Consider the following 19,733-nt stretch of genomic DNA (forward strand, 5'->3'; position numbering starts at 1 on the left):
AATGAAGTTATATGTAACTGAGATATCCAAATATGTTATTGCCTTATTCCTTTTTCTGTATACACTGGAAGCTTTTATAGCCTTCAGGTTCAGAACGGAGAAAAAGAGAAAAGGTATATATATCAGACAGATAATATTTATGTTTGCGTTGCAGCTGGCCTGTTTCGTTCAGATAATCGCAAGAACCGGCAAGGCCAGGTATCTCTTCTTTTTTGCCTTTCAGATAATAGTATTTGCTTCGGTGCTGATGCTGTTCTACGTGATATATCCGGAAGCTAACCGGCTTATTATCAACAATTCCTGTATGCTCTTGATGATAGGAATGATAATACTTACAAGACTGTCTTATGATAAGGCGGTGAAGCAGTTTTTTATCATAACCGCGTCCTTTATTATCGGCTTCTTTGTGCCTGAGGCTGTATTCAGATTTAATTTTGTAAAAAAATTCACTTATGTATTTGCGGCCATTGGTGTTGTTGCTATAGGTGTTGTGCTTCTTCTGGGAGCTGTTACCAACGGATCTAAGATAACGTATACGCTCGGAGGCATAACCTTCCAGCCATCGGAAGTGGTCAAGATCGTATTTCTGTTTTTTATGGCGGGAGCGCTGTATGAGAGCGATAACATATGGCTGCTTTTCATTAACTCAATAATCGCGGCTGCCCATGTAATTATCCTGGTGCTCTCCAAGGACCTTGGAAGTGCGCTTATCTTTTTTGTTATCTATCTGGCAATGATCTATATTGCTACGGAGAATATCGGATATCTTGCTATTGGACTTGGCTTTGGAGCTCTGGCAAGCGCTTTCGCTTACAAGCTCTTTTCACATATTCAGGTTCGTGTGCAGGCGTGGATCGATCCCTTTGCGGATATTGAAAAAACGGGATATCAGCTGTCGCAGTCGCTCTTTGGAATCAGCTGCGGTAGCTGGTTCGGACTTGGACTATATGGCGGCGCACCTCAGTCGATCCCTTTTGTGGAGCAGGATTTTATTTTCTCAGCAATAGCGGAGGAGATGGGAATTATTTTTGCGGTTCTTATGGCGCTTATCTGCGTCAGTTCCTTTGTGGCTATAATGCAGGAAGGGTATTTTCTTAGAGACAAATATTACAGGCTGGTGGTGTGCGGCATCGGTGTAGCATACATTTTTCAGACCTTCCTGACTATTGGCGGCGGCTGTAAGTTTATTCCCCTTACGGGAGTTACGCTTCCGCTTGTCAGCTATGGTGGAACTTCGGTTTTTGTTACCATCATAATGATGATGATAGTGGAAGGAATCTGCATGATCAGAACCGATGAGCGCTATGTGGCCATTGAGAAAATGCAGAGAAGAAAAGCTGCCAGGAAAAGGACCGAAGACAAGGCTGATACATAAATTTCGGGAGAAGACAATCATTTTATGAATGAAGATATGATAAAAGAAGAAGCGGGTACAGCTAAAGAGAGTGCGGGCAAAAAAGCCGGTAAGAAAAAGACCAAAAAGATCAGGTCTTATCCTATTATCGTGCTTACTGCTTTTTATGGACTGCTATTTGGCACCATGCTTATTTACATCTGCAATTATTCCTACAGAAACAAGCAGGTTCTTCTTAACAACAATTACAATACAAGACAGCAGATCCTGGCTAATCAGAACACCAGGGGCAGTATTGTTTCCAGGGACGGAGATCTGCTGGCCTATTCGGAAGCGGGAGAGGACGGCAAGGACAAAAGAGTATATCCCTACAACGAAGAATTTGCCCATGTTGTGGGCTATGCCTCCAACGGTAAGTCCGGACTTGAAGCTCTGACCAACTATTATCTTATAAATACCAGCGCAGATCTCTCAGAGAAGGTGGAATACGATCTTGAGGGCAAAAAATATCCGGGTGACAATGTTATTACTTCACTGGACGTTAAGCTTCAGGAGGTTGCTTTTAATGCACTTGCCGCAAGGAAGGGAGCTATTGTGGTGTCTGACCCCAAGACAGGACAGATACTGGCCATGGTTTCCAAGCCTGATTTTGACCCAAACAAGATTCAGGAAGAGTGGGAGAGGCTTATTAACGACACTTCAGGTAATGCAATGCTGGTCAACAGGGCAACCCAGGGGCTATACCCCCCGGGATCTACCTTTAAGATTGTGACATCTCTTGCCTACTTAAGAGACCATCCTGACGAGATAGACAGCTACAGGTATTCCTGCAACGGAAGGTTTACTCATGAAGATGAGTCAATTTCCTGTTTTCACGGTGAGAGCCATGGAAGTGTAGATTTTTACACCTCTTTTGCCAAGTCCTGTAATTCCTCCTATGCAAATATGGGGCTTAATATCAGTAGGAGTACGTTTAACAAGACCCTTGATGATCTGATGTTCAACCAGGATATACCGGTCAGTTTGTCACATTCAACAAGCACGGCGATATATGACAAGGACACAACTTCGGCTTCCGTTATGCAGTTGTCTATAGGTCAGGGAACAACAGGAGTTTCGCCTATTCACATGAACCTTATTACAAGTGCTATAGCCAATGACGGTGTTCTGATGAAGCCCTATTTGGTGACGGAGATTAAGGCTGCCGACGGCAAGACTGTTAAGAGCTATTCGCCAGAGAAGTATAAGAAACTCATGACTGAGGAAGAGGCTGAAACTCTGACACAGATGATGATTCAGGTTGTGGAAAGCGGTACCGGAACCAAGTTAAAAGGACAGTCTTACACCGCGGCAGGTAAGACCGGCTCTGCAGAGTTTAATACTTCGACCTCCGATTCACACGCCTGGTTCACGGGCTTTGCTCCGGCAGAGGATCCCGAGATCTGTGTTACCATAATTGTGGAGAATGCGGGAAGCGGCGGAAGTTATGCAGTGCCTATTGCCAAGAGAATATTCGATGCATATTTCGGAGTGGACTAAATTTTTTGAAAATAAAAGTATGGTACAATAAACTATAAAACTGTTACGGAGAGGATAATGTCGAAGAAGGGCTTTTGTGAATTCTATAAAAAGCTGTATTGGGGAGCTTCAGTTAAAAAGCATACTGTAGTTAAGTGGAAGCTCTGGCACGGTAGCGGCCAGTTTGGTATTTTTTGTATTACAAGGGCCACTAACGGTATAGATCAGCTGGACATTATCAACTGCGCCTTTTTGAAACAGCCATATTTCAGGCAGCACCCCGTTTATATTTATGGTATTGCGGGAGGGTATGAAGAGGCTATGGATATAGTTCTTCGTATCTCGCAGGAGGCTTCGCTGGCCGGTAAGGACGGAAGACTCTTGGAATATCTGGATTCGGTGGGCTGATTAACTGATAGATTAAATTTGTTGGAGCTATTATGTTGGCGGGAGTTTTGGGAGTTTTAAAGGTCATAGGGATCGTGCTTTTGGTGATACTTGCGGTATTGCTTGTTCTTATCCTGCTGGTTTTATTTGTGCCGGTGAGATACAAGGCGGATCTTTACATACCTGAGACAGAATTTGATAAGGGCTTTGATGTGGGCAAAATTAATTTTTCCGCAAGGTTTACCTGGCTGCTTCATATTGTCAGCGGTGGAATTGATTTTCCTGAGGATAAGCAGTTTTTTGTAAAGGTATTCGGAATTAAGGTTTTTCCCAAAAAGGATAAGAAGAAGGAAGAAAAAGCCGATAATAATAGTGAAACCATGGAATCCGATAAGACCGATGAAAGTACCGATGACGGCGTGATCGAGATGAGCGATATGCAGGAACTTGAAAGCAGCAACGATGATACGGACGTCACCGGAGACGGGACTGATAATGATGCTGCGGTTAGCGCTGAAGATGCTGACAATACGCAGCAGGAAGAGACGGAATCTCAGGATAATGACGAGCCGGAACCTGCCGATTCGGATACAGGAACAGATTCGCAGCCGGATGAAAACTCGAATGAGTATTCAGATGAATTTTCGGATGAAGATGAAGGTAAGGACAGAGCTCTTATAGAGATTATTCAGGATATTTTTGACAAGATAGAAAATATTCTAAAAACGCCACAAAATGTGTTAGAAAAAATACAATATACAATATCTAGAGTTTGTGGTAAGATAAAAATGATTAAAACTACCCTGGAAAGCGATATTTTCAAGCGTGCTTATAAGTTGGTTAAGGGGAAATTAGTCAGACTTTTGAAGATGATCCTGCCGGATAAATATAAGGCGGAGATTTTACTTGGGCTGGGGGATCCTGCCACTACAGCCGAGCTTATGGGAGCCTATGGAGTATTATATCCCATAACGCTTGACAGAGTAGTCCTGGAACCGGATTTTGAGCGCAAGGTGGTTAAGGTAAGAGCCCATGTTAAGGGGCATATCACATTGTTCGTTGTTTTGTACTGCGTGCTTGTATGCTACTTTAACAAGGATGTCAAAAAAGTCATCAGGCGTTTTAAGAAGATATTTAACACCTGATTAACGAAAGTTTTTTGGAGGCTATAATGGGAGAAAATAATTTCAACGGCGTAGTAGAGTCATTACTTCATGGTATGAATTCCGTATTGGCATCTAAGACTGTTGTGGGAGAAGCAACACAGGTTGGAGATACTATAATACTTCCTCTTGTGGATGTATCCTTTGGTGTAGGCGCGGGATCAAGTGCTGCTGAGAAGAAGGATGGCGGAGTCGGCGGCTTTGGTGCCAAGATGTCACCAAGTGCTGTGCTGGTTATTAAGAACGGCTCTACCAAGCTGGTTAATATCAAGAATCAGGATGCGGTTACCAAGGTTCTGGATCTTATTCCTGATATTGCGGATCGTTTTACAGCTAAGAAAGAAAACCTTATGGATGATGATTCTGCGGTAGATATTGCTTTTCCCGAGGAAAATAAGGAAGAGGAATAACACTGCTGTATCCTGAAGGCGGGGGTTCCAAATGGAAGATATGAGAAAGATTGAAGAAGTAATTTTAAACGGAAGCATGGATGAACTGGCGGAGCTAAGGCTCTGGCTCTTTAAGGAGAGCTGTCGCCTTGAGAATATGGAGAGCTCATTGTCAGAGCGCTATGCAAGGCTTGAGGCTGATGAGATGGCTTTCAAGAACAGGATGGATGCAGCGGAGCGCAAGCTTGAGACTGCAACCAAGAAGCTCAACAACGACAAGGCATTGTTTGACCAGAGGCTTGCCATTTTGAATAATGGTTTTGAACAGCTGACTAGTGACAAGAAGAGGCTTGAGTCCGAGTACAGGAGACTTGAGAAAGAGAAGTCCTATCAGCGTGAGAACGAGTATGATGTTATGGACCTTCTGTTCAGAGGTGCCAATAATCCTCTCACTCTCAAGAAAAGATACAAGGATCTGATGAAGATGTTCCATCCCGACAATATCTGCGGTGATGCTGATATGGTAAGGCTTATCAATCAGGAATATGATGATCTTTGCAGGCAGTATGATATGGGAATGATCAACTGATACAGTTGCAAAAATATATCAGATATGATAATGTATACGAGTCATTGTTCGTGGGGTGGACAATGACTCATGTATATTTTTAGTCGCTTTTTTCTTAATTTGCTGCACCGCAGCAGTTTTTCGGCGTTTCTGCCGGCATTTTCAAATTGAAATTTATTTGAAAAAATATTGTTGACATGACCGAACATCTGTTTTATTATTTAAATATAACGAACAGGCGTTCTTAAAAGGAGAAAAGTATGGAAAGAGAAGAAAAACAAAAAGCATTGGAAGCAGCACTTGGACAGATTGAGAAGCAGTTCGGAAAGGGTGCTGTGATGAAACTTGGTGATTCATCAGACACCATGAATATTGAGACTATTCCCACAGGATCTCTTAGCCTTGATATCGCACTGGGACTTGGCGGTATCCCTAAGGGACGTATTGTTGAGATATATGGACCTGAGAGTAGTGGTAAGACCACAGTTACTCTTCATATGATCGCAGAGGTACAGAAGAGGGGCGGAATTGCTGGATTCATTGACGCAGAGCATGCTCTTGATCCAGTATATGCCAAGAACATCGGTGTAGATGTAGACAACCTCTATATTTCACAGCCTGACAGTGGCGAGCAGGCCCTCGAGATCACCGAGACTATGGTTCGCTCAGGCGCTATTGATATCGTAGTAGTTGACTCTGTTGCAGCTCTTGTTCCCAAGGCTGAGATTGACGGAGATATGGGTGATTCCCACGTAGGTCTTCAGGCAAGACTTATGTCTCAGGCTCTTCGTAAGCTCACAGCTGTTATCAGCAAGTCCAATTGTACAGTAATTTTCATCAACCAGCTCAGAGAGAAGGTTGGTGTTATGTTTGGTAATCCCGAGACCACAACCGGTGGACGTGCCCTTAAGTTCTATTCATCAGTTCGTATGGATGTACGTCGTATTGAGGCTATCAAGCAGAACGGAGAGAACATCGGTAACCGCACAAGGGTTAAGGTTGTTAAGAACAAGATTGCTCCTCCTTTCAAGGAGGCTGAGTTCGATATCATGTTTGGTAAGGGAATCTCTGCTACAGGAGATATTCTTGATCTTGCCGCTAATTGCGACATTGTTAATAAGAGCGGTGCATGGTATCAGTACAATGGAGAGAAGATCGGACAGGGACGTGAGAATGCGAAGCTCTATCTTGAGAACAATCCCGCTATTCTGGCAGATATTGATGCAAGGGTGAGAGAACATTATGGACTTCCGGTACAGGGAGCAGTTGCGGCTGCACCTGTGGAGGAAGAGACACCCAAGAAGAAATCCAAGTAAATAGTACTCGGCAACTCTAATGACCCTCGGGGAGTATTCTCCCGGGGGTTGTTGTATATAGGGCGTCGAGACATCTGCGTGGACGAAGGAGCTGGGGACTGTGGATGGACATCGGGGATTTTTAAGTGTGGTAGACCATGGCGGTATTCAAAAATCTGCCTCATGGTGTTAAACGCTTCGATGAGCCCTGAGCATGAATCACTCGTGCATAATGCACTCCTGATTCATAGGTCTCATTTCTGCAACACCACAATCGGCATATTTTTGAATACCGCCATGGCCTACCACACTTCAAAATCCCCGATGCCCTGCGCAGGTTGCCGATCTCCATCACCCATTGCAGATGTTGATCTGCTTTATGACAAACCTTAGGAGAAGCTAGTGCATCGAGGGCATATGGTAACCGAGTAGAGGCAATCAGAGAAAAGGGCGAGAATAGTTGAAAGTGAACAGACACTTTATCGAAACTTCATTATGGAGAAGAACAAACATGACAGTCACAGATTTAGTTGAACTTGATAAAAAGAGATGCAAAGTCTACCTTGATGGGGAGTTTGCGTTTGTGCTCTATAAGGGTGAGCTTAGAGATCACGGAATCAAGCAGAATGCTGAGGTGGATGATGAATCCTATCGGGCAATCACAGAGGAGCTTCTTCCGAAGAGAGCAACCAAGAGAGCTATGAATCTTTTGCAGAAGAAGGATTATACCGAGAAGAAGCTGAGAGATAAGCTGGCTGAAGGTATGTATTCGGATGAGTGTATCGATGCAGCAATAGAGTATGTTAAGTCCTACAGGTATCTGGATGACGAGCGTTTCGCCAGGGATTATATTGTTTATCATATGGAGATGAGAAGCAAGAATAGGATAGTGCATGATCTCATGGACAAGGGTATCAGCAAGGAACTTACTGAGAGGCTTATGCTGGAGATATATGAAGATGAAGCCGATGTAGATGTGGAACAGGAGCAGATTAAGAAGCTCCTTGTTAAGAAACACTATGACAAGGATATGGAATTCAAGGACAAGCAGAAAATCATAGCATTTTTGCTAAGACGCGGATATTCAATGGACTCTGTAAGAAGAGCCCTGGATGAATGAATTATATGAAATTATAGGGAATTATAGGAAAATATAGCGGATTATAGTGGATTATAGTGTTTTATAGTCCACTTTTTTGATTATATTAAATTATAGCGTTTTATATTAAATTATATTGAATTATATTATTTTATAGAGAATTATATGATATTATATTGGCATGGTGTAAATTATATTTTTACAGGAGGGATATTATGCCTGAACGAAATCCTTATGCTATAAGTTTTGGACGAATTCCAACTCAGTATATACGTCGAAGCATGCTTATTGATGAGATTGTTGATACGCTTAACAGTGATATTGTTGAGGAACAGGCATTTAAGATAACCGGAATCAGAGGAACCGGCAAGACTGTTACTCTTACTACAATCGAGAAGGAACTACGGGATGACAAGGACTGGATTGTTGTTGATCTAAAACCCGGCGGAGACATTACCAATGATCTTGTTGCGAATCTTTATACCAATGTTCCTTTTGTGACCAGTTTTGTGGATGCACATCTTAATCTTTCTGCCTTCGGCATAGGCATAAGTGCTTCCAAGATCAGTCCGGCAGCCAGCCTTGATGTGGCTTTGGATAAACTTATGGAAGAGGTGGCTCGCAGGAAAAAGAAAGTTCTTATTGTAATTGATGAAGTCAGGAAAACACCGCATCTTGTGGAGTTTATTCAGGAATTCCAGATTCTGATAAGAAAAGAGTATCCAATCTATCTTGTTGTTGCCGGTCTCTATGAGGATATTGAGAGTATTGAAAATACTGACGGCCTTACCTTTTTCCTTCGTGCCACTAGATATGAGATGACGCCTCTTAATATTGGGATAATCAAGGAAGACTATAAGGAGACCTTGGGACTTTCAGATGAAGTAGCCTATGACCTGGCGGTTATGACCAAGGGATATGCTTTTGCATATCAGGCCTTTGGAAAGTTTATGTGGGAAGCGAAAGCAAAGAAAATAACAGGGGTTGTTGTAGCCCAGGTGGATGAAGCTTTGGCAGTGAAGGTATATGACAAAATATGGAGCGAACTAACTCAAAGAGATAAGTGGTTCCTTCGGTTTATTGTTACAAAGGATTCGATGTCAGCTACAGAGCTTCTGGAACTTACAAAGAAAAATCACAATGAATGGAGCGAACCAAGAAAACATCTGATGGATAAGGGCATCATTGACGGTTCAATCAGAGGAATGATAAGCCTGAAGCTTCCAAGATTAAAGGAATATGTTGAGAGTAAAGCATGAAAATACTTATCATAGGAGCCAGCGGATTTCTTGGCGGCACGGTTTATTACAAATGTAAGAAAAAAGGCTTTGAGGTATTGGGCACAATTACTTGGCACTAAGATAACAAGCCTAAAGTAAAAAGAAATACATTTTCAGCATAAGTAAAAAATGCCTGCCTTGGATGAATTTTCCAAAGGCAGGCTTTTTGGCTATAAACTATTCTGTTGAATAATCAGTATTTAAATGTGAAGTCGTAGGCTTCCTCAGGACCAACGATAGTGCCGTCTGTTTCTGATACATAGAAGGTTGCACCCAGGGCAAAGTAGCTGATGGTTCCCTTTATGGTATCATCATCGCTGGTGAAGTGAATGACTTCTTCTTCGCCTGGATACTCCCGTGTTTTATAAAAAATTAATGAATATACCCCAAGTGCTTTTGATAGAATGATATTAAGTAATATTATGCGCTAATTGTCGATAAAAATAATGGAGACGACTATGTACACTACCATATTGGATGAGAGTAATATCGAAGATTATTCAGCTTATCTTGGAGAAGATGCTGCAGAAAATCTGGAGCGCAATTATTTCCGGGGGTTGGTACTCCTTGAGGAAGACCGGGATGACCCTGTTGGGTGGATTATCTGGGAACTTAAGAATTTAGAAGCAAAAGAACATGTGGAGAGTTATATTCGTTGGTTTAACGTAGGAAGCAGCGATGAAGCCGGTGTTTTGCTTAAGCGATATGGTGATATGGTAGCAGCGGATGGAGTTGAGAAGTCAATTGCCATAATTCCTGCAACTAAAGAGAGTGGTTTTTTGAAGGATATCCTGACAGAGTGCGGCTTTGACATGATGCTGACTGAGGGGGATGACGTTTCTGTTGCCTTGTCAGAACTTTTGGCTATGCCGATATTTCAAAAAAAGTTTGAGGCTCCCGCCGGGTTGCATCTGCTTGAGGATATGACTCTTCGCAATTACAGAAGTATAATCGCTAAACTGGAGCTTCTTGGACAACGGGGAGCATGTGATGATCTTGGTTTCCTGCCCATGAACTATTTTGATAAATCTATATCCTGTTACTACGAGGAGGATGATGACATAAAAGGCATAGTATTGTTCCATGCGATGCCGTCAGGAAGCATTGCGCTAAAGGTTATGCGAGCAATAAGCGTGCCTCAGAAGGAAGCTCCGAAAATACTTATGAGAATGCTGATTTATTCCATTCAGCACGCCGGTGCCTACTACAGCGAACAAACTCAGGTTGTGGTTGACAGACATAATGACGCAGCTTTCCTGCTGGCCGAGAAAATCTTTCCTCGTGGATTCGGCCGTCCTGTGTATAGCGGTAGCCGAAAAGAGAAATGATCTACGTGGAATGAAAATATGAGAGAAATGCGAATTGAAGCAAGTCGCAAATATATGCAGACGGTACAGGATTTTGTGAAAGAAGAGCTTGAAAAAAATCCGGATTGCACCCGAAGCGATAATCTGAAAATACACATGGTGGTAGATGAGATCTTTGGTAACATCTGTGATTACGCATACACAGACGCCCCCGGAGAGATCACAGTTTGGGTGGATACAGATTCATCCGCAGAGATGGTTAAGCTTGTATTTTCTGATGAGGGAACACCCTTTAATCCACTGCTTTTAGATGACCCGGACATTACCCTTCCTGCAAGCGAGCGAAGTATAGGCGGTCTTGGGCTATTCATGGTAAAGAATGCGATGGACGACATCAGCTACGAAAGCAAAGAAGGCAAAAATATACTGACAATTATAAAGAGAATAGGAGAAAAGGATGCTTAATATCAAAAAAGACATAGTAGGGAATACAATAACTGTGGCATTGGAGGGAATTTTGGACTCCCAGACTTCTCCGGATCTTGATGCTGCGCTTATGAACGATCTGGCCGCAGCGGGGGAAGTGATCTTTGATTTTTCTTCACTTGAGTACCTGACAAGTGCAGGACTCAGGGTTATTCTGAAAGTTCAGCAGGCTATGGAAAAAGCACAGGGCCGGATGGTCATCAAAAATGTACCTAAAGATGTTATGGATGTATTTAATGCTACCGGTTTTGCCGCACTTCTCAACATTGAATAAGGATGGAGTATGAATATTTTCAGATTAACGAAAGATGATGTGAAACTTTTCGACAAGCTGGATCCCTATGGGTGGCTATCTATTTTGGACTGCCCCAATGGGTTTGCATGTGGGTGCATTGAAGAAGAGGAGGATTCGATTGCCCTGAAGGCGGGCCTTATAGTCGCATCAGCCGTTGAAAAGGAAATTACAATTCACTGGCTGGCTGTTGAAGGTTCCGGACAGGGTATCGGAATTGGAAGTGCTCTGCTCAGAAAAATGTTTGAGGTGGCAGAGATAATGGAAATACCACAGCTTTCAGCGCTGATATCGCCCGAATATGACAAAGAAGTATTCTCAGGCGGTGCAGAAAGCTTTTTTGCCGAGCGGTTTTTTACACACAAAAGAGATCTGACCGGAATTTGGCAGGGGCCGCTATTCGTACTTATGCAGAATAAATGCTTTAAGACTGATGTGGGGAAATTACCTGAAACCAAGGCACTTTCGGAATTTCCTGCTGATGCAAGAGCTGAGGTCATCCGGCAGCTTTCTGATATCGAAGGGCATATAAGCTTTTTTGATCTGACCGGTGAACCGGATGGGTATGATCCTGAGCTTAGTTTTGTGATCATGGATGGAGATGAAGCCTGGGGCGGACTTATTGTACGCAGCCTTTCCGATCGTGTCATGCCGATATATTTTTACGCCGACTCTTTACCGGAAGCCCGTTCCCTGGCTTTAAGCTCTGTAAAAAAAGCTGAGGCAATATATGGAAAGAGTATTCAGACAGATATTATCCTGACAGGGCGCTTCCCGAGTGGAGTTACAAGTTTTAATACAAGCAAAAAGAAAAATGAAGCATGGGAAAACACCATGGAATATGCTGCCAAACTCTTGCCGGAAGCAGCTAAAGGCGGATATATACTGAGCGCACACATGGATGAATATTTAGAATATATGCAGGATAGCTACAAGAACATCTAAAAGGAGGATGACTATGCCAAACGATGAATTACAGGTTAGGCGGGAACTTTCTCAAAAAGAACAGTTTAAGATAGATGTTATCACTCAGGAAAGCGAGTCCTTCAGGGCCGTAAATTTAGATCTCAAGCAGAACGCAGACTATAAACAAAAAAGCGGCTATAACGTAGAACAGACCTCCGAAAGTGTTCGCTTTATAGATGAGATGCTCACTAATGAGCAGAATGGAATAATTGAAATGAGTCCTGAACAAAGGGCTCTTATAATCATGCAAAGAAGCCGCTATAAATCATTTATGCAGCTAAATGACGGCAAGTTTTCCGGAGACTCCAAGGAGATGCAGGCGGTCAAGAAACATCTTGGTATTTTGGAGGATTATCTTCAGACCAGGATAGCTTTTAATGAACAGTCTTTTCATGCTATTGAGCATCAGTACGATAATGTCATAAAGGTTTGTACCTATTATGTGAACAATAAGAATCCCTGGTTTAGAGCCGGTATCGAGAGAAAACAAAGGGTTCAGGAGACTCTTATGCGTATGCAGGAGGAAAAGTCAGTTTTCCTGGCAGCAAGAGATGCTTACAAAAATAATCCTTTGGAAGCAGCAAAGTATACCAATGTAAGAAAGATGATGGAGGCTCATCTTGCCAATAGTTTTAAAGAAGCTAAAAAGAGTAAACCGGTTGAAAAAGAAGATAATGGGATAAGCGAAGTAGATAAGGAATGGCTAGAAGACCTTAAGGAGCAGCGGAATTTCAATGCATTTTTCGAGAATCTTAAGAGTCAAAATCCGTATATTACAGAAGAAGATGCCGAGTATCATCTTATGCTGGATGTATTAAAAAAGCACCAGTCCTATGATAAGGAAAAACATAAAGAAAAGCTTCCTCCTATGCTTGACGGACTGGGAGAGGCAAATGAAATCGTTAAAGAAGCGGAAGAAAAAGGTGTTGCGAGTGATGGTGACGTTAGTAGAAAGGTGACTAACGGTCTCCGTGTAGTAAGACGCGATAAAACAGGAAAACCCAGAACAGAAGAAGACCGGATAAGAGATGAGCAGAACAAGGAGTATCTTGCGCTTTTCAAGGATTATTATGATGCAAAAGCCGTTAAGAAGCAGGCCGGAAATGAGCCTTCAGAGGATGTACTTACTTCTTTCGAAACTAAAAAGAAAAAACTATGGGATTGCTGCATAAAGCGAATTGAATATACATTAGCAAGAGTGAATATGCCCACACCACAAGAGCTTAAGAAAAATCCTAATTTTATCGATGACATTCGCCGCAAGGATTTCGATCTCTATTATGCGATTCACGCACTGGCCGGATGGTGGTCGGAACTTGGCAATGAAGGCATGGAAGATTACCAAAACGCATATATAAAGGAACATCCTGAATTTCATATTTTTACGGATATGCTGACGAATCTTAAAATGATCGAGACCAGTGTAATAAGACCGAAGCATCATATGAACGCTTCCATGGAGCTTAATACAAAGGATGATTATACGAAATACATGAATGTCATGAATAATCCAAATGCCACGCAAGATGAAAAGAATAGTGCACAGTTGGATTATGATGACAGTATGAGGCAATTACAGGAAGATGTTGACGAGCTTATTGAACAGTATGAGGAAAATTACATAAAGCTTAAGCAATATGAAGCTATTAAAGACTTATCATGGGAAGAAAAGAAAGCGTACATCTTCTTTGACGAGATTAAAGGCACCAAGACACCTGAGCAAATCATAGAGGAACAGCAGGCAGAAGGAAAAAATATATCCCTTCAGGCTGCAAAGGTGCATCTCCTTATTAAAAATGCGCTAAAGACCGAACATCTTCCTGAATACAATGCACTTAAGGAAAAGTTTCATAAACAGAATAATAATGGAGCCATGTCACGTGAGGTTGGTTCCTTGTTATATCTTGTCCTGAAAAAGGATAATGATGAGCCTCTGAATGAGGAAGAAAAGAAGAAACAGGAGTGGAATAAAAAGTGGCTTGAATGCTATGCGGACGAAAACAAGAGGCAGGATAAGGTTGAACTGATGAAGGAAGCTATTCCAAGAATCCTTAACACTGAGATACCTTCACCTGAGCAGATAAAAGCCCATGGCCTTGGCTACTATTTTGAAAAAGATCCTGTTAAATTCATAGAACTTGCAAATCGCGTAACCGGACTCTCCAATTTAAAGGGCGTAGAACCTGATTTATTCAAAGAGGTTGTACCGACAGGATCCCTTATTGATGAGAGATGGAACGTCCTCACCAATTTTTCCGTTTATGTTCTGGAGTATGTCACACAGTTTTATCTATTGAATAAGGATAATAACTACGATTTTTACTCGAAGGAAAAGGTTGACGAAAAAAATAGTCCAGGAAAAAAGGCTGTAGAAAAACAAGTACGCGCTAGCTGCTTCAGTTTTTTTGAAGAGTCTTATAATGGTTTAAAAAAGCGCGAGGCAAATGAAAAGCTGACAAAAGAGCAGATTCGAAATCTTTTCAAAAAGAGCGACCGCGTTCCCACGGATCTTTCAAAGATCAGGAAGTCTGCTGATAACAAGGAATTCCTCCGGGAACACAGTGTGGAGGATGCAAAGAAAGAAGCGGATCTCATTGACAAGATATTACGAGGAGAAAATACAGAATCCGAGGCAAAAAACAGACTCTATGACGAAAACGGAGCTACAGTTGAACAGTATCTGGATGAGACAAAGGAAGCTATAAATAAGCTTGGCGTTAAGACGGTAACGGGATTAAAACATAAGCAGATACTGGATATGGCGCACGTGCTCCTTAACAGCAATGAAAAAGAAGATTCAGCAGAGATGGACAGCGTAAAGCAGGATCTCACCGCCATTGCAGATGTTATGGAAAAAAATAAGAACCTTGAGGCTGAAAGCAAAGTCATAGAAGAATTTGATGTTGCCATTCATCTTGCAATCACATCCTGTAAGCATTACCTGAACAGTAAAAATCCTCATACGGAAATAGGACAGAAGAGATATCAGATTGTCTATGAAATCTGGAGCTCTCTGATATGTGAGCAGAGACTTATAATGTACGCGTACAATTCTGCTACAGAGAGTAAACTGGCGGGGAATCCCGTTACTCTTGGCCAGCTCTTTGGCATGACTGAGACAAACCGCAAAAAGAAGGCCATGAGCCCCGAAAAGAGTGATGAGGTTCAGACTGAGGATGTACTTGAAAAACTCTATAACTTTGGCAAGCAAAAGAATGCGCCCGGTCCAGGCAAGCTTTCCAAAGAAGCCGAGTATGGCAAAAAGATTCTTGGCCCCGGACATATTTTTATAGATGATGTAAAGAATTCCGGATTAAGTGATAAGGCCAAAAAGGCCCGGGCACAAAAGATTCTTGAGTTTAGAACACGTATCAAAGAATTCCCCAAGGGACAGGTATGCTCTGCAGATTTGGATATCCTTGGTACAAAGGTCCGCGTTCTGCAAAAGAGCGACAACACACTTTATGTAATTGACAATCACAAGGAAATTCCTGTAGGAAACAAGACCTTTGACTCAATCAACAACCAGATTGAGCAGGAAATATTTAATAATCCGGAGATATATGGAGATAAGGCTGTATCAGACCTTATAGCTCATTACCGCTCAAATGATATGACCAGTGGTGAGCATTTAAGGGTCCGTCAGGCCATGATAGAGTTCATCTGCGGCAAGACCGGAATGGTTCCAAATGAATTCTCCAATGTTGTGAAAAGTGCACTGGCAGATTTTACCTTGCATCTTATTAAGGGTGAGATAACTCCGGAAGAAGTTACGCGGCGCGTTCGAGACGAAATAAACAAGGGAGAGTTCGTCAACGGCGTTGAGCTTGCTGAAATGGTGGAACTTACTCGTAACAGAAGTAAAGATCAGCTTGATCAGATGGTTGTTTTGCAATCTGAACAGGTTCAGGTTGAAAGACCTATGGAAGAGGGATGGACCGCTGAGGAGAAGAAGGTAAAGGACTTCGTGGCAGACTTTATTTTCTCTCAGGAGACCTGGGAAATGGATGCCAGTATCTCAAGACCTGAGGGCTTTGTGGCAGATATGATACGTAAGCACGCCCCTGCAGTGCTGGCTCTTGTTAATGCCAAAAAAAAGGGGCAGAATACAGTAGGTCTGGTGGAAGGCATCATGGAAAAGATGTCTCTATCAGAACTGGATGGCGAACTAAACGGCGAAAGGGTAAAACTTGCAGCTGTAGTTAAGGATGCCATTAATTCCCTGACAGATCTTGTGGAAGCACAGCTTTCGCGCTTTAATGAGGGCGGAGACCTTGCTGGAGAAGCTAATTTAACCACTGATGAAGCAAGGCTTTCATACATCTTCGACAATATGAATGCTGATATGAGGCAGCAATTGGCAGGTCTCAAGGAATCCATGGATGCAGTAGCTGATAAGGCAGGTGCTATACTTCAGCAAAATGTAAATAAGATGACTAATGTCATCTTCCCGGAGCAGCAGGAAGGACAGGAAAAGGATCTTTCGCAGCAAAGCCTTAAGGAAATTCTTTCAGGTGCCACAAAGTCAGAAAAAGGACAGGGTAAGCTTATCCGTAATGTCTTGAAGAATTATTTTGGCAAAGTGTCCAATCTGGATAAGCGTGCAATGCTGGCATCTGTTATTCGAAACGCTAAAAAAGTAAGTGTCGATGATCTGACCGATACAGTTATAATTGCAAAGCTAAAGGCAGAGAAACCGGCAGAGTATGCCGGGATGTTCGGGAATCCGGATAAACTCAATGCAAAAGAGCGTGAAGCTATCGAAGAATACAGAAATGCAAAGAAAGAACTGCGCATGCAGTCCAACTTCCTTGCAGGGCTTCTTCGCGGAGCCGGACCTCTTATGCATAAGCTGATGCAGGGAATTCCGGCACAGTCACTGCCACCGGAAATTGCAGAAGCATTAAAGGATATGAAAACAAATCTTCCGCCTATACCGGACGAAATTGTCCGCACAAGGTTTGCTGCTATGGTTGAAAGTAGCGGCGGCACCGTTACCAAGATAGAAAAGATAAAATCTCTTGGAGCAGCTTCTGTGGGACAGGCATTCCTGTGTAAAGTATATGGTCCCGGAATGAAGCCCGAAGGAGAAGAAGTAGTAATCAAGCTCCTTCGTCCGGAAGCATCCAACCGCATGAAACGTGAAGAAGCCATAATGCTGGAGTGCGCAGCAATGACGGATGAAGCCATGAAAGCTACCTATGAAGGACAGCTTAATAACTACCGCAAGGAGCTGGATCTTTCTGTGGAGGCGGAAAACTGCCGAAAAGGTCAGAAGGCCTATAAGGAAGAAATGGAAAAGCTTCCTGAAGAACAAAGACTCAAAGACGTTAAGACCATGTCAGTCTTTGAAGAAATCCCGGCCACCAGTAATGCTCTTGTTATCAAAAAGGTGGAAGGTGATACTCTTGATTCCTATATCAATGACCTTAAAAAGTTCTCGGAAGATGCCGGAGAAAAAGCACATGTAGGAAGGCCTGATTTGCCAATCCGCCTTAATAGTGAAACAGAGAAGACAGTCGTTTCTATCAAAAAGGAACTTCTTGATAAGATTGACAACGCAGTTAAAAGACGTGACCATCTTCTTGGCCTTGTAAATGTCTGGATAACTCAGGCTGTGTGCAAGACCGGCTTTTATCATGGAGATCTTCACGCAGGAAATGTAATGATAAACGATGAAGATGCAACCTTTATTGACTACGGCAATGCAGTTCAACTATCCGAGAGACAGCAGGCCAACATTGCCAAGATGACTCTTGCGGCTTCATTGTCTGTTGTCAAGAAATATAAGGAAGTAACAGAAGAAATAACCAAGAACGGTAAAACGAAGACGGTCACAAGAACTGTATATGACACCGAGAAGATGAACAAGATTAATGATGAATCTGTTGATCTGTTCTTTGAATCCTTTAATGACATGCTGGCAGAGAGCAATGATGAAGCAGAAAATGCTGCTTATACCAATGAAAAGAAGGCTCAGGTTCGGGATATCTTTAAGACTGTACTGCAAAAGGGTAATGAGAATGACACAGGAGCCCGTATTGCTGCAGCAATCCTGAAGGTTCAGGAAATCGGAGTGAAGGTTCCGCCGGCAATGCAGAATTTCTCTCAGGGACAGATACGTCTCCAGAATTCTATTAACGAGCTTAATGAAGCAATTGATGACATGCACGAATTGGCTACTAAGCTCGATAATGCTTTCGCAAATAACACCGTTAAGGATCCTGTTTATGTTGTTCAGAGTAAGATTTCTGAAGAGCACAGACAAGAAGACGATAACGAGGCAGATGCCGCGTTCGAACATGCGCTGAAAGAAATCCAACCCCTGGATGAGGACGAATTTGTTAAGGCGGTTCTTGATGATCAGTATAAGCAGGGTGATCAGGAACTTGGCATTCGTACAATTGACAAGAGACTTGAATTCGACCAGTTCTACTTTAAAGGCGTATTGGACCTCAAGCAGCGCTATAACGAACAGGATGAGGATGTGAGGACAAACTATGAAAATATTAGAGACACTGCCAGAAGCCTTGTAACCGATTATCTTAACAAATACCGATCAAAGAGAGGAACCAAGGAGCAGCTTGACGCTGCAAATAAGCTGTCAAGCGACCTGCTTATCGAATTGGCATATTCTGGTCTATTTGATGCATTTGGAGGTATGTCATTCATGCTAAATGGTCTTCAGACCGCCATGAGAACGATGGATGAAGATTATTTAAATGATTTCCTCAATGCTGTAGATAAGCTGTTCCCGCTTGCACTAACTCTGCAGGAGAAGCTAAATGCCATCAGAAATGAACAGGATGGAATAGGAGGCAGGAAAGCCTCCAAGGAAAAACTTACAAGCATGGCAAAGGAGCTCTACAAAGATTTTGCCAAAATTTGGGATTTCGGCGTAAAACGAAACAAGATTCGAGCAGCCATAGAATTTGATCTAAATCACCCTTCGAATACTCTTACAGAGGCTAATCTAAAGGAAATTATGGCTATTACAGAAAAGAACGTAGGTCAGAGAGTTCGTGAAAAACTGGATAATTTCTTTGCCATAAAGAAAAAGGACATAACGATAGATGAAGGTGGTAAGCCCAAATCCTTTGATCTTTCTCCTGAGAATGCAGAAGAATTCATACGCGCTAAAAATGAACTTCTTGATGTTGTCATGGAGGGTGTGGCCATCAGACTTAAGAACTTCAAAAATGAAATGCATAACAGGAAGCCTAATTTCAAATTCGTTAATTATGATACTGTCATGACGGATGTAGTTTCCAATAATCAGAAGGCGCTTACAAAGAAAGTTGGCTTTGCAAACGCACTGTGGGCAGCAAAAGTGGTAGGATTCATGTAAAAATATTTTTTGCCATTTTTTTATCTGATTCGTATAAATAGTCAGAAGGAGGTACATATTATGGACGGAAAAAATAAACAAATGGATGATAATGCCCTTGAAAAGATTACTGGGGGAGTTGGGAACATAAATATCGAAGGCGGAGATGGAACTGATCTTCCTCAGTTTCCGGAGATGCCTTCTGCTATTCCGGGGTGGGAAAATCCTGCAAAGCCGAAAGATGTTCCTGGGAGTCTTAACGGAATAGGAAGGTAAACTAAAAGGAGAGCTGAAGTATTGCA

Annotated in this window: 15 protein-coding genes; all 15 read left to right on the forward strand. The window is 42.4% G+C overall.

What is annotated here, in order from left to right:
• Position 1: 1 nt before the first annotated feature.
• The 15 genes from NXH67_RS10610 to NXH67_RS10680 all read left to right on the forward strand — a co-directional run bounded on the left by NXH67_RS10610 (position 2) and on the right by NXH67_RS10680 (position 19,707).
• Positions 2-1,375, forward strand: a complete 1,374-nt coding sequence (locus NXH67_RS10610) for an FtsW/RodA/SpoVE family cell cycle protein (RefSeq protein ID WP_272797363.1) — start codon at positions 2-4, stop codon at positions 1,373-1,375.
• A 24-nt stretch (positions 1,376-1,399) separates the two neighbouring features.
• Positions 1,400-2,893, forward strand: a complete 1,494-nt coding sequence (locus NXH67_RS10615; protein ID WP_272797364.1) for a peptidoglycan D,D-transpeptidase FtsI family protein — start codon at positions 1,400-1,402, stop codon at positions 2,891-2,893.
• Between the two features lie 57 nt (positions 2,894-2,950).
• Entirely contained in the window at positions 2,951-3,280 is a 330-nt protein-coding gene (locus NXH67_RS10620; protein ID WP_022776735.1) for a hypothetical protein, read from the forward strand.
• Between the two features lie 32 nt (positions 3,281-3,312).
• The gene (locus NXH67_RS10625) at positions 3,313-4,404 is read left to right on the forward strand and encodes a hypothetical protein (protein ID WP_272797365.1); all 1,092 of its coding nucleotides are present in this window, start codon (positions 3,313-3,315) and stop codon (positions 4,402-4,404) included.
• Positions 4,405-4,430: 26 nt separating this feature from the next.
• Positions 4,431-4,832, forward strand: a complete 402-nt coding sequence (locus NXH67_RS10630; protein ID WP_022776733.1) for a GerW family sporulation protein — start codon at positions 4,431-4,433, stop codon at positions 4,830-4,832.
• 31 nt (positions 4,833-4,863) lie between these two features.
• A complete protein-coding gene (locus NXH67_RS10635) occupies positions 4,864-5,400 on the forward strand; it encodes a hypothetical protein (RefSeq protein WP_022776732.1) in 537 nt (178 codons plus the stop codon).
• A 239-nt stretch (positions 5,401-5,639) separates the two neighbouring features.
• Entirely contained in the window at positions 5,640-6,695 is a 1,056-nt protein-coding gene (recA, locus tag NXH67_RS10640; protein WP_022776731.1) for a recombinase RecA, read from the forward strand.
• Between the two features lie 490 nt (positions 6,696-7,185).
• Positions 7,186-7,794 (forward strand): regulatory protein RecX, encoded by a 609-nt coding sequence (locus NXH67_RS10645; RefSeq protein ID WP_272797366.1) that lies wholly within the window; start codon positions 7,186-7,188, stop codon positions 7,792-7,794.
• Positions 7,795-7,988: 194 nt separating this feature from the next.
• Positions 7,989-9,032, forward strand: a complete 1,044-nt coding sequence (locus tag NXH67_RS10650; protein ID WP_272797367.1) for an AAA family ATPase — start codon at positions 7,989-7,991, stop codon at positions 9,030-9,032.
• Between the two features lie 479 nt (positions 9,033-9,511).
• On the forward strand, positions 9,512-10,381 hold the full coding sequence (locus NXH67_RS10655; protein ID WP_272797368.1) for a hypothetical protein: 870 nt from the start codon (positions 9,512-9,514) through the stop codon (positions 10,379-10,381).
• A 27-nt stretch (positions 10,382-10,408) separates the two neighbouring features.
• Positions 10,409-10,825: an ATP-binding protein gene (locus NXH67_RS10660; protein WP_272797391.1), complete on the forward strand. Its 417-nt coding sequence runs from the start codon at positions 10,409-10,411 to the stop codon at positions 10,823-10,825.
• Complete coding sequence (locus NXH67_RS10665; RefSeq protein ID WP_022776723.1) at positions 10,818-11,120, forward strand: STAS domain-containing protein; 303 nt, start codon at positions 10,818-10,820, stop codon at positions 11,118-11,120. The genes NXH67_RS10660 and NXH67_RS10665 overlap by 8 nt, the downstream gene beginning before the upstream one ends.
• 9 nt (positions 11,121-11,129) lie before the next feature.
• Entirely contained in the window at positions 11,130-12,083 is a 954-nt protein-coding gene (locus NXH67_RS10670; protein ID WP_272797369.1) for a hypothetical protein, read from the forward strand.
• A 13-nt stretch (positions 12,084-12,096) separates the two neighbouring features.
• Positions 12,097-19,452 carry an AarF/UbiB family protein gene (locus NXH67_RS10675; RefSeq protein ID WP_272797370.1) on the forward strand — a complete coding sequence of 2,452 codons (7,356 nt, stop codon included), beginning with the start codon at positions 12,097-12,099 and terminating at the stop codon, positions 19,450-19,452.
• Positions 19,453-19,512: 60 nt separating this feature from the next.
• Positions 19,513-19,707, forward strand: coding sequence for a hypothetical protein (locus NXH67_RS10680; protein WP_272797371.1), 195 nt, complete (start codon positions 19,513-19,515; stop codon positions 19,705-19,707).
• Positions 19,708-19,733 lie beyond the last annotated feature (26 nt).

This window comes from Butyrivibrio sp. DSM 10294, assembly GCF_028539135.1.
In the GTDB taxonomy this organism is placed as follows: domain Bacteria; phylum Bacillota; class Clostridia; order Lachnospirales; family Lachnospiraceae; genus Butyrivibrio.

Bases quoted from the DNA above. Each gene is read 5' to 3' on its own strand.
- NXH67_RS10610 (WP_272797363.1), top strand. From the start codon at position 2: ATGAAGTTATATGTAACTGAGATATCCAAATATGTTATTGCCTTATTC.
- NXH67_RS10615 (WP_272797364.1), top strand. From the start codon at position 1,400: ATGAATGAAGATATGATAAAAGAAGAAGCGGGTACAGCTAAAGAGAGT.
- NXH67_RS10620 (WP_022776735.1), top strand. From the start codon at position 2,951: ATGTCGAAGAAGGGCTTTTGTGAATTCTATAAAAAGCTGTATTGGGGA.
- NXH67_RS10625 (WP_272797365.1), top strand. From the start codon at position 3,313: ATGTTGGCGGGAGTTTTGGGAGTTTTAAAGGTCATAGGGATCGTGCTT.
- NXH67_RS10630 (WP_022776733.1), top strand. From the start codon at position 4,431: ATGGGAGAAAATAATTTCAACGGCGTAGTAGAGTCATTACTTCATGGT.
- NXH67_RS10635 (WP_022776732.1), top strand. From the start codon at position 4,864: ATGGAAGATATGAGAAAGATTGAAGAAGTAATTTTAAACGGAAGCATG.
- recA (WP_022776731.1), top strand. From the start codon at position 5,640: ATGGAAAGAGAAGAAAAACAAAAAGCATTGGAAGCAGCACTTGGACAG.
- NXH67_RS10645 (WP_272797366.1), top strand. From the start codon at position 7,186: ATGACAGTCACAGATTTAGTTGAACTTGATAAAAAGAGATGCAAAGTC.
- NXH67_RS10650 (WP_272797367.1), top strand. From the start codon at position 7,989: ATGCCTGAACGAAATCCTTATGCTATAAGTTTTGGACGAATTCCAACT.
- NXH67_RS10655 (WP_272797368.1), top strand. From the start codon at position 9,512: ATGTACACTACCATATTGGATGAGAGTAATATCGAAGATTATTCAGCT.
- NXH67_RS10660 (WP_272797391.1), top strand. From the start codon at position 10,409: ATGCGAATTGAAGCAAGTCGCAAATATATGCAGACGGTACAGGATTTT.
- NXH67_RS10665 (WP_022776723.1), top strand. From the start codon at position 10,818: ATGCTTAATATCAAAAAAGACATAGTAGGGAATACAATAACTGTGGCA.
- NXH67_RS10670 (WP_272797369.1), top strand. From the start codon at position 11,130: ATGAATATTTTCAGATTAACGAAAGATGATGTGAAACTTTTCGACAAG.
- NXH67_RS10675 (WP_272797370.1), top strand. From the start codon at position 12,097: ATGCCAAACGATGAATTACAGGTTAGGCGGGAACTTTCTCAAAAAGAA.
- NXH67_RS10680 (WP_272797371.1), top strand. From the start codon at position 19,513: ATGGACGGAAAAAATAAACAAATGGATGATAATGCCCTTGAAAAGATT.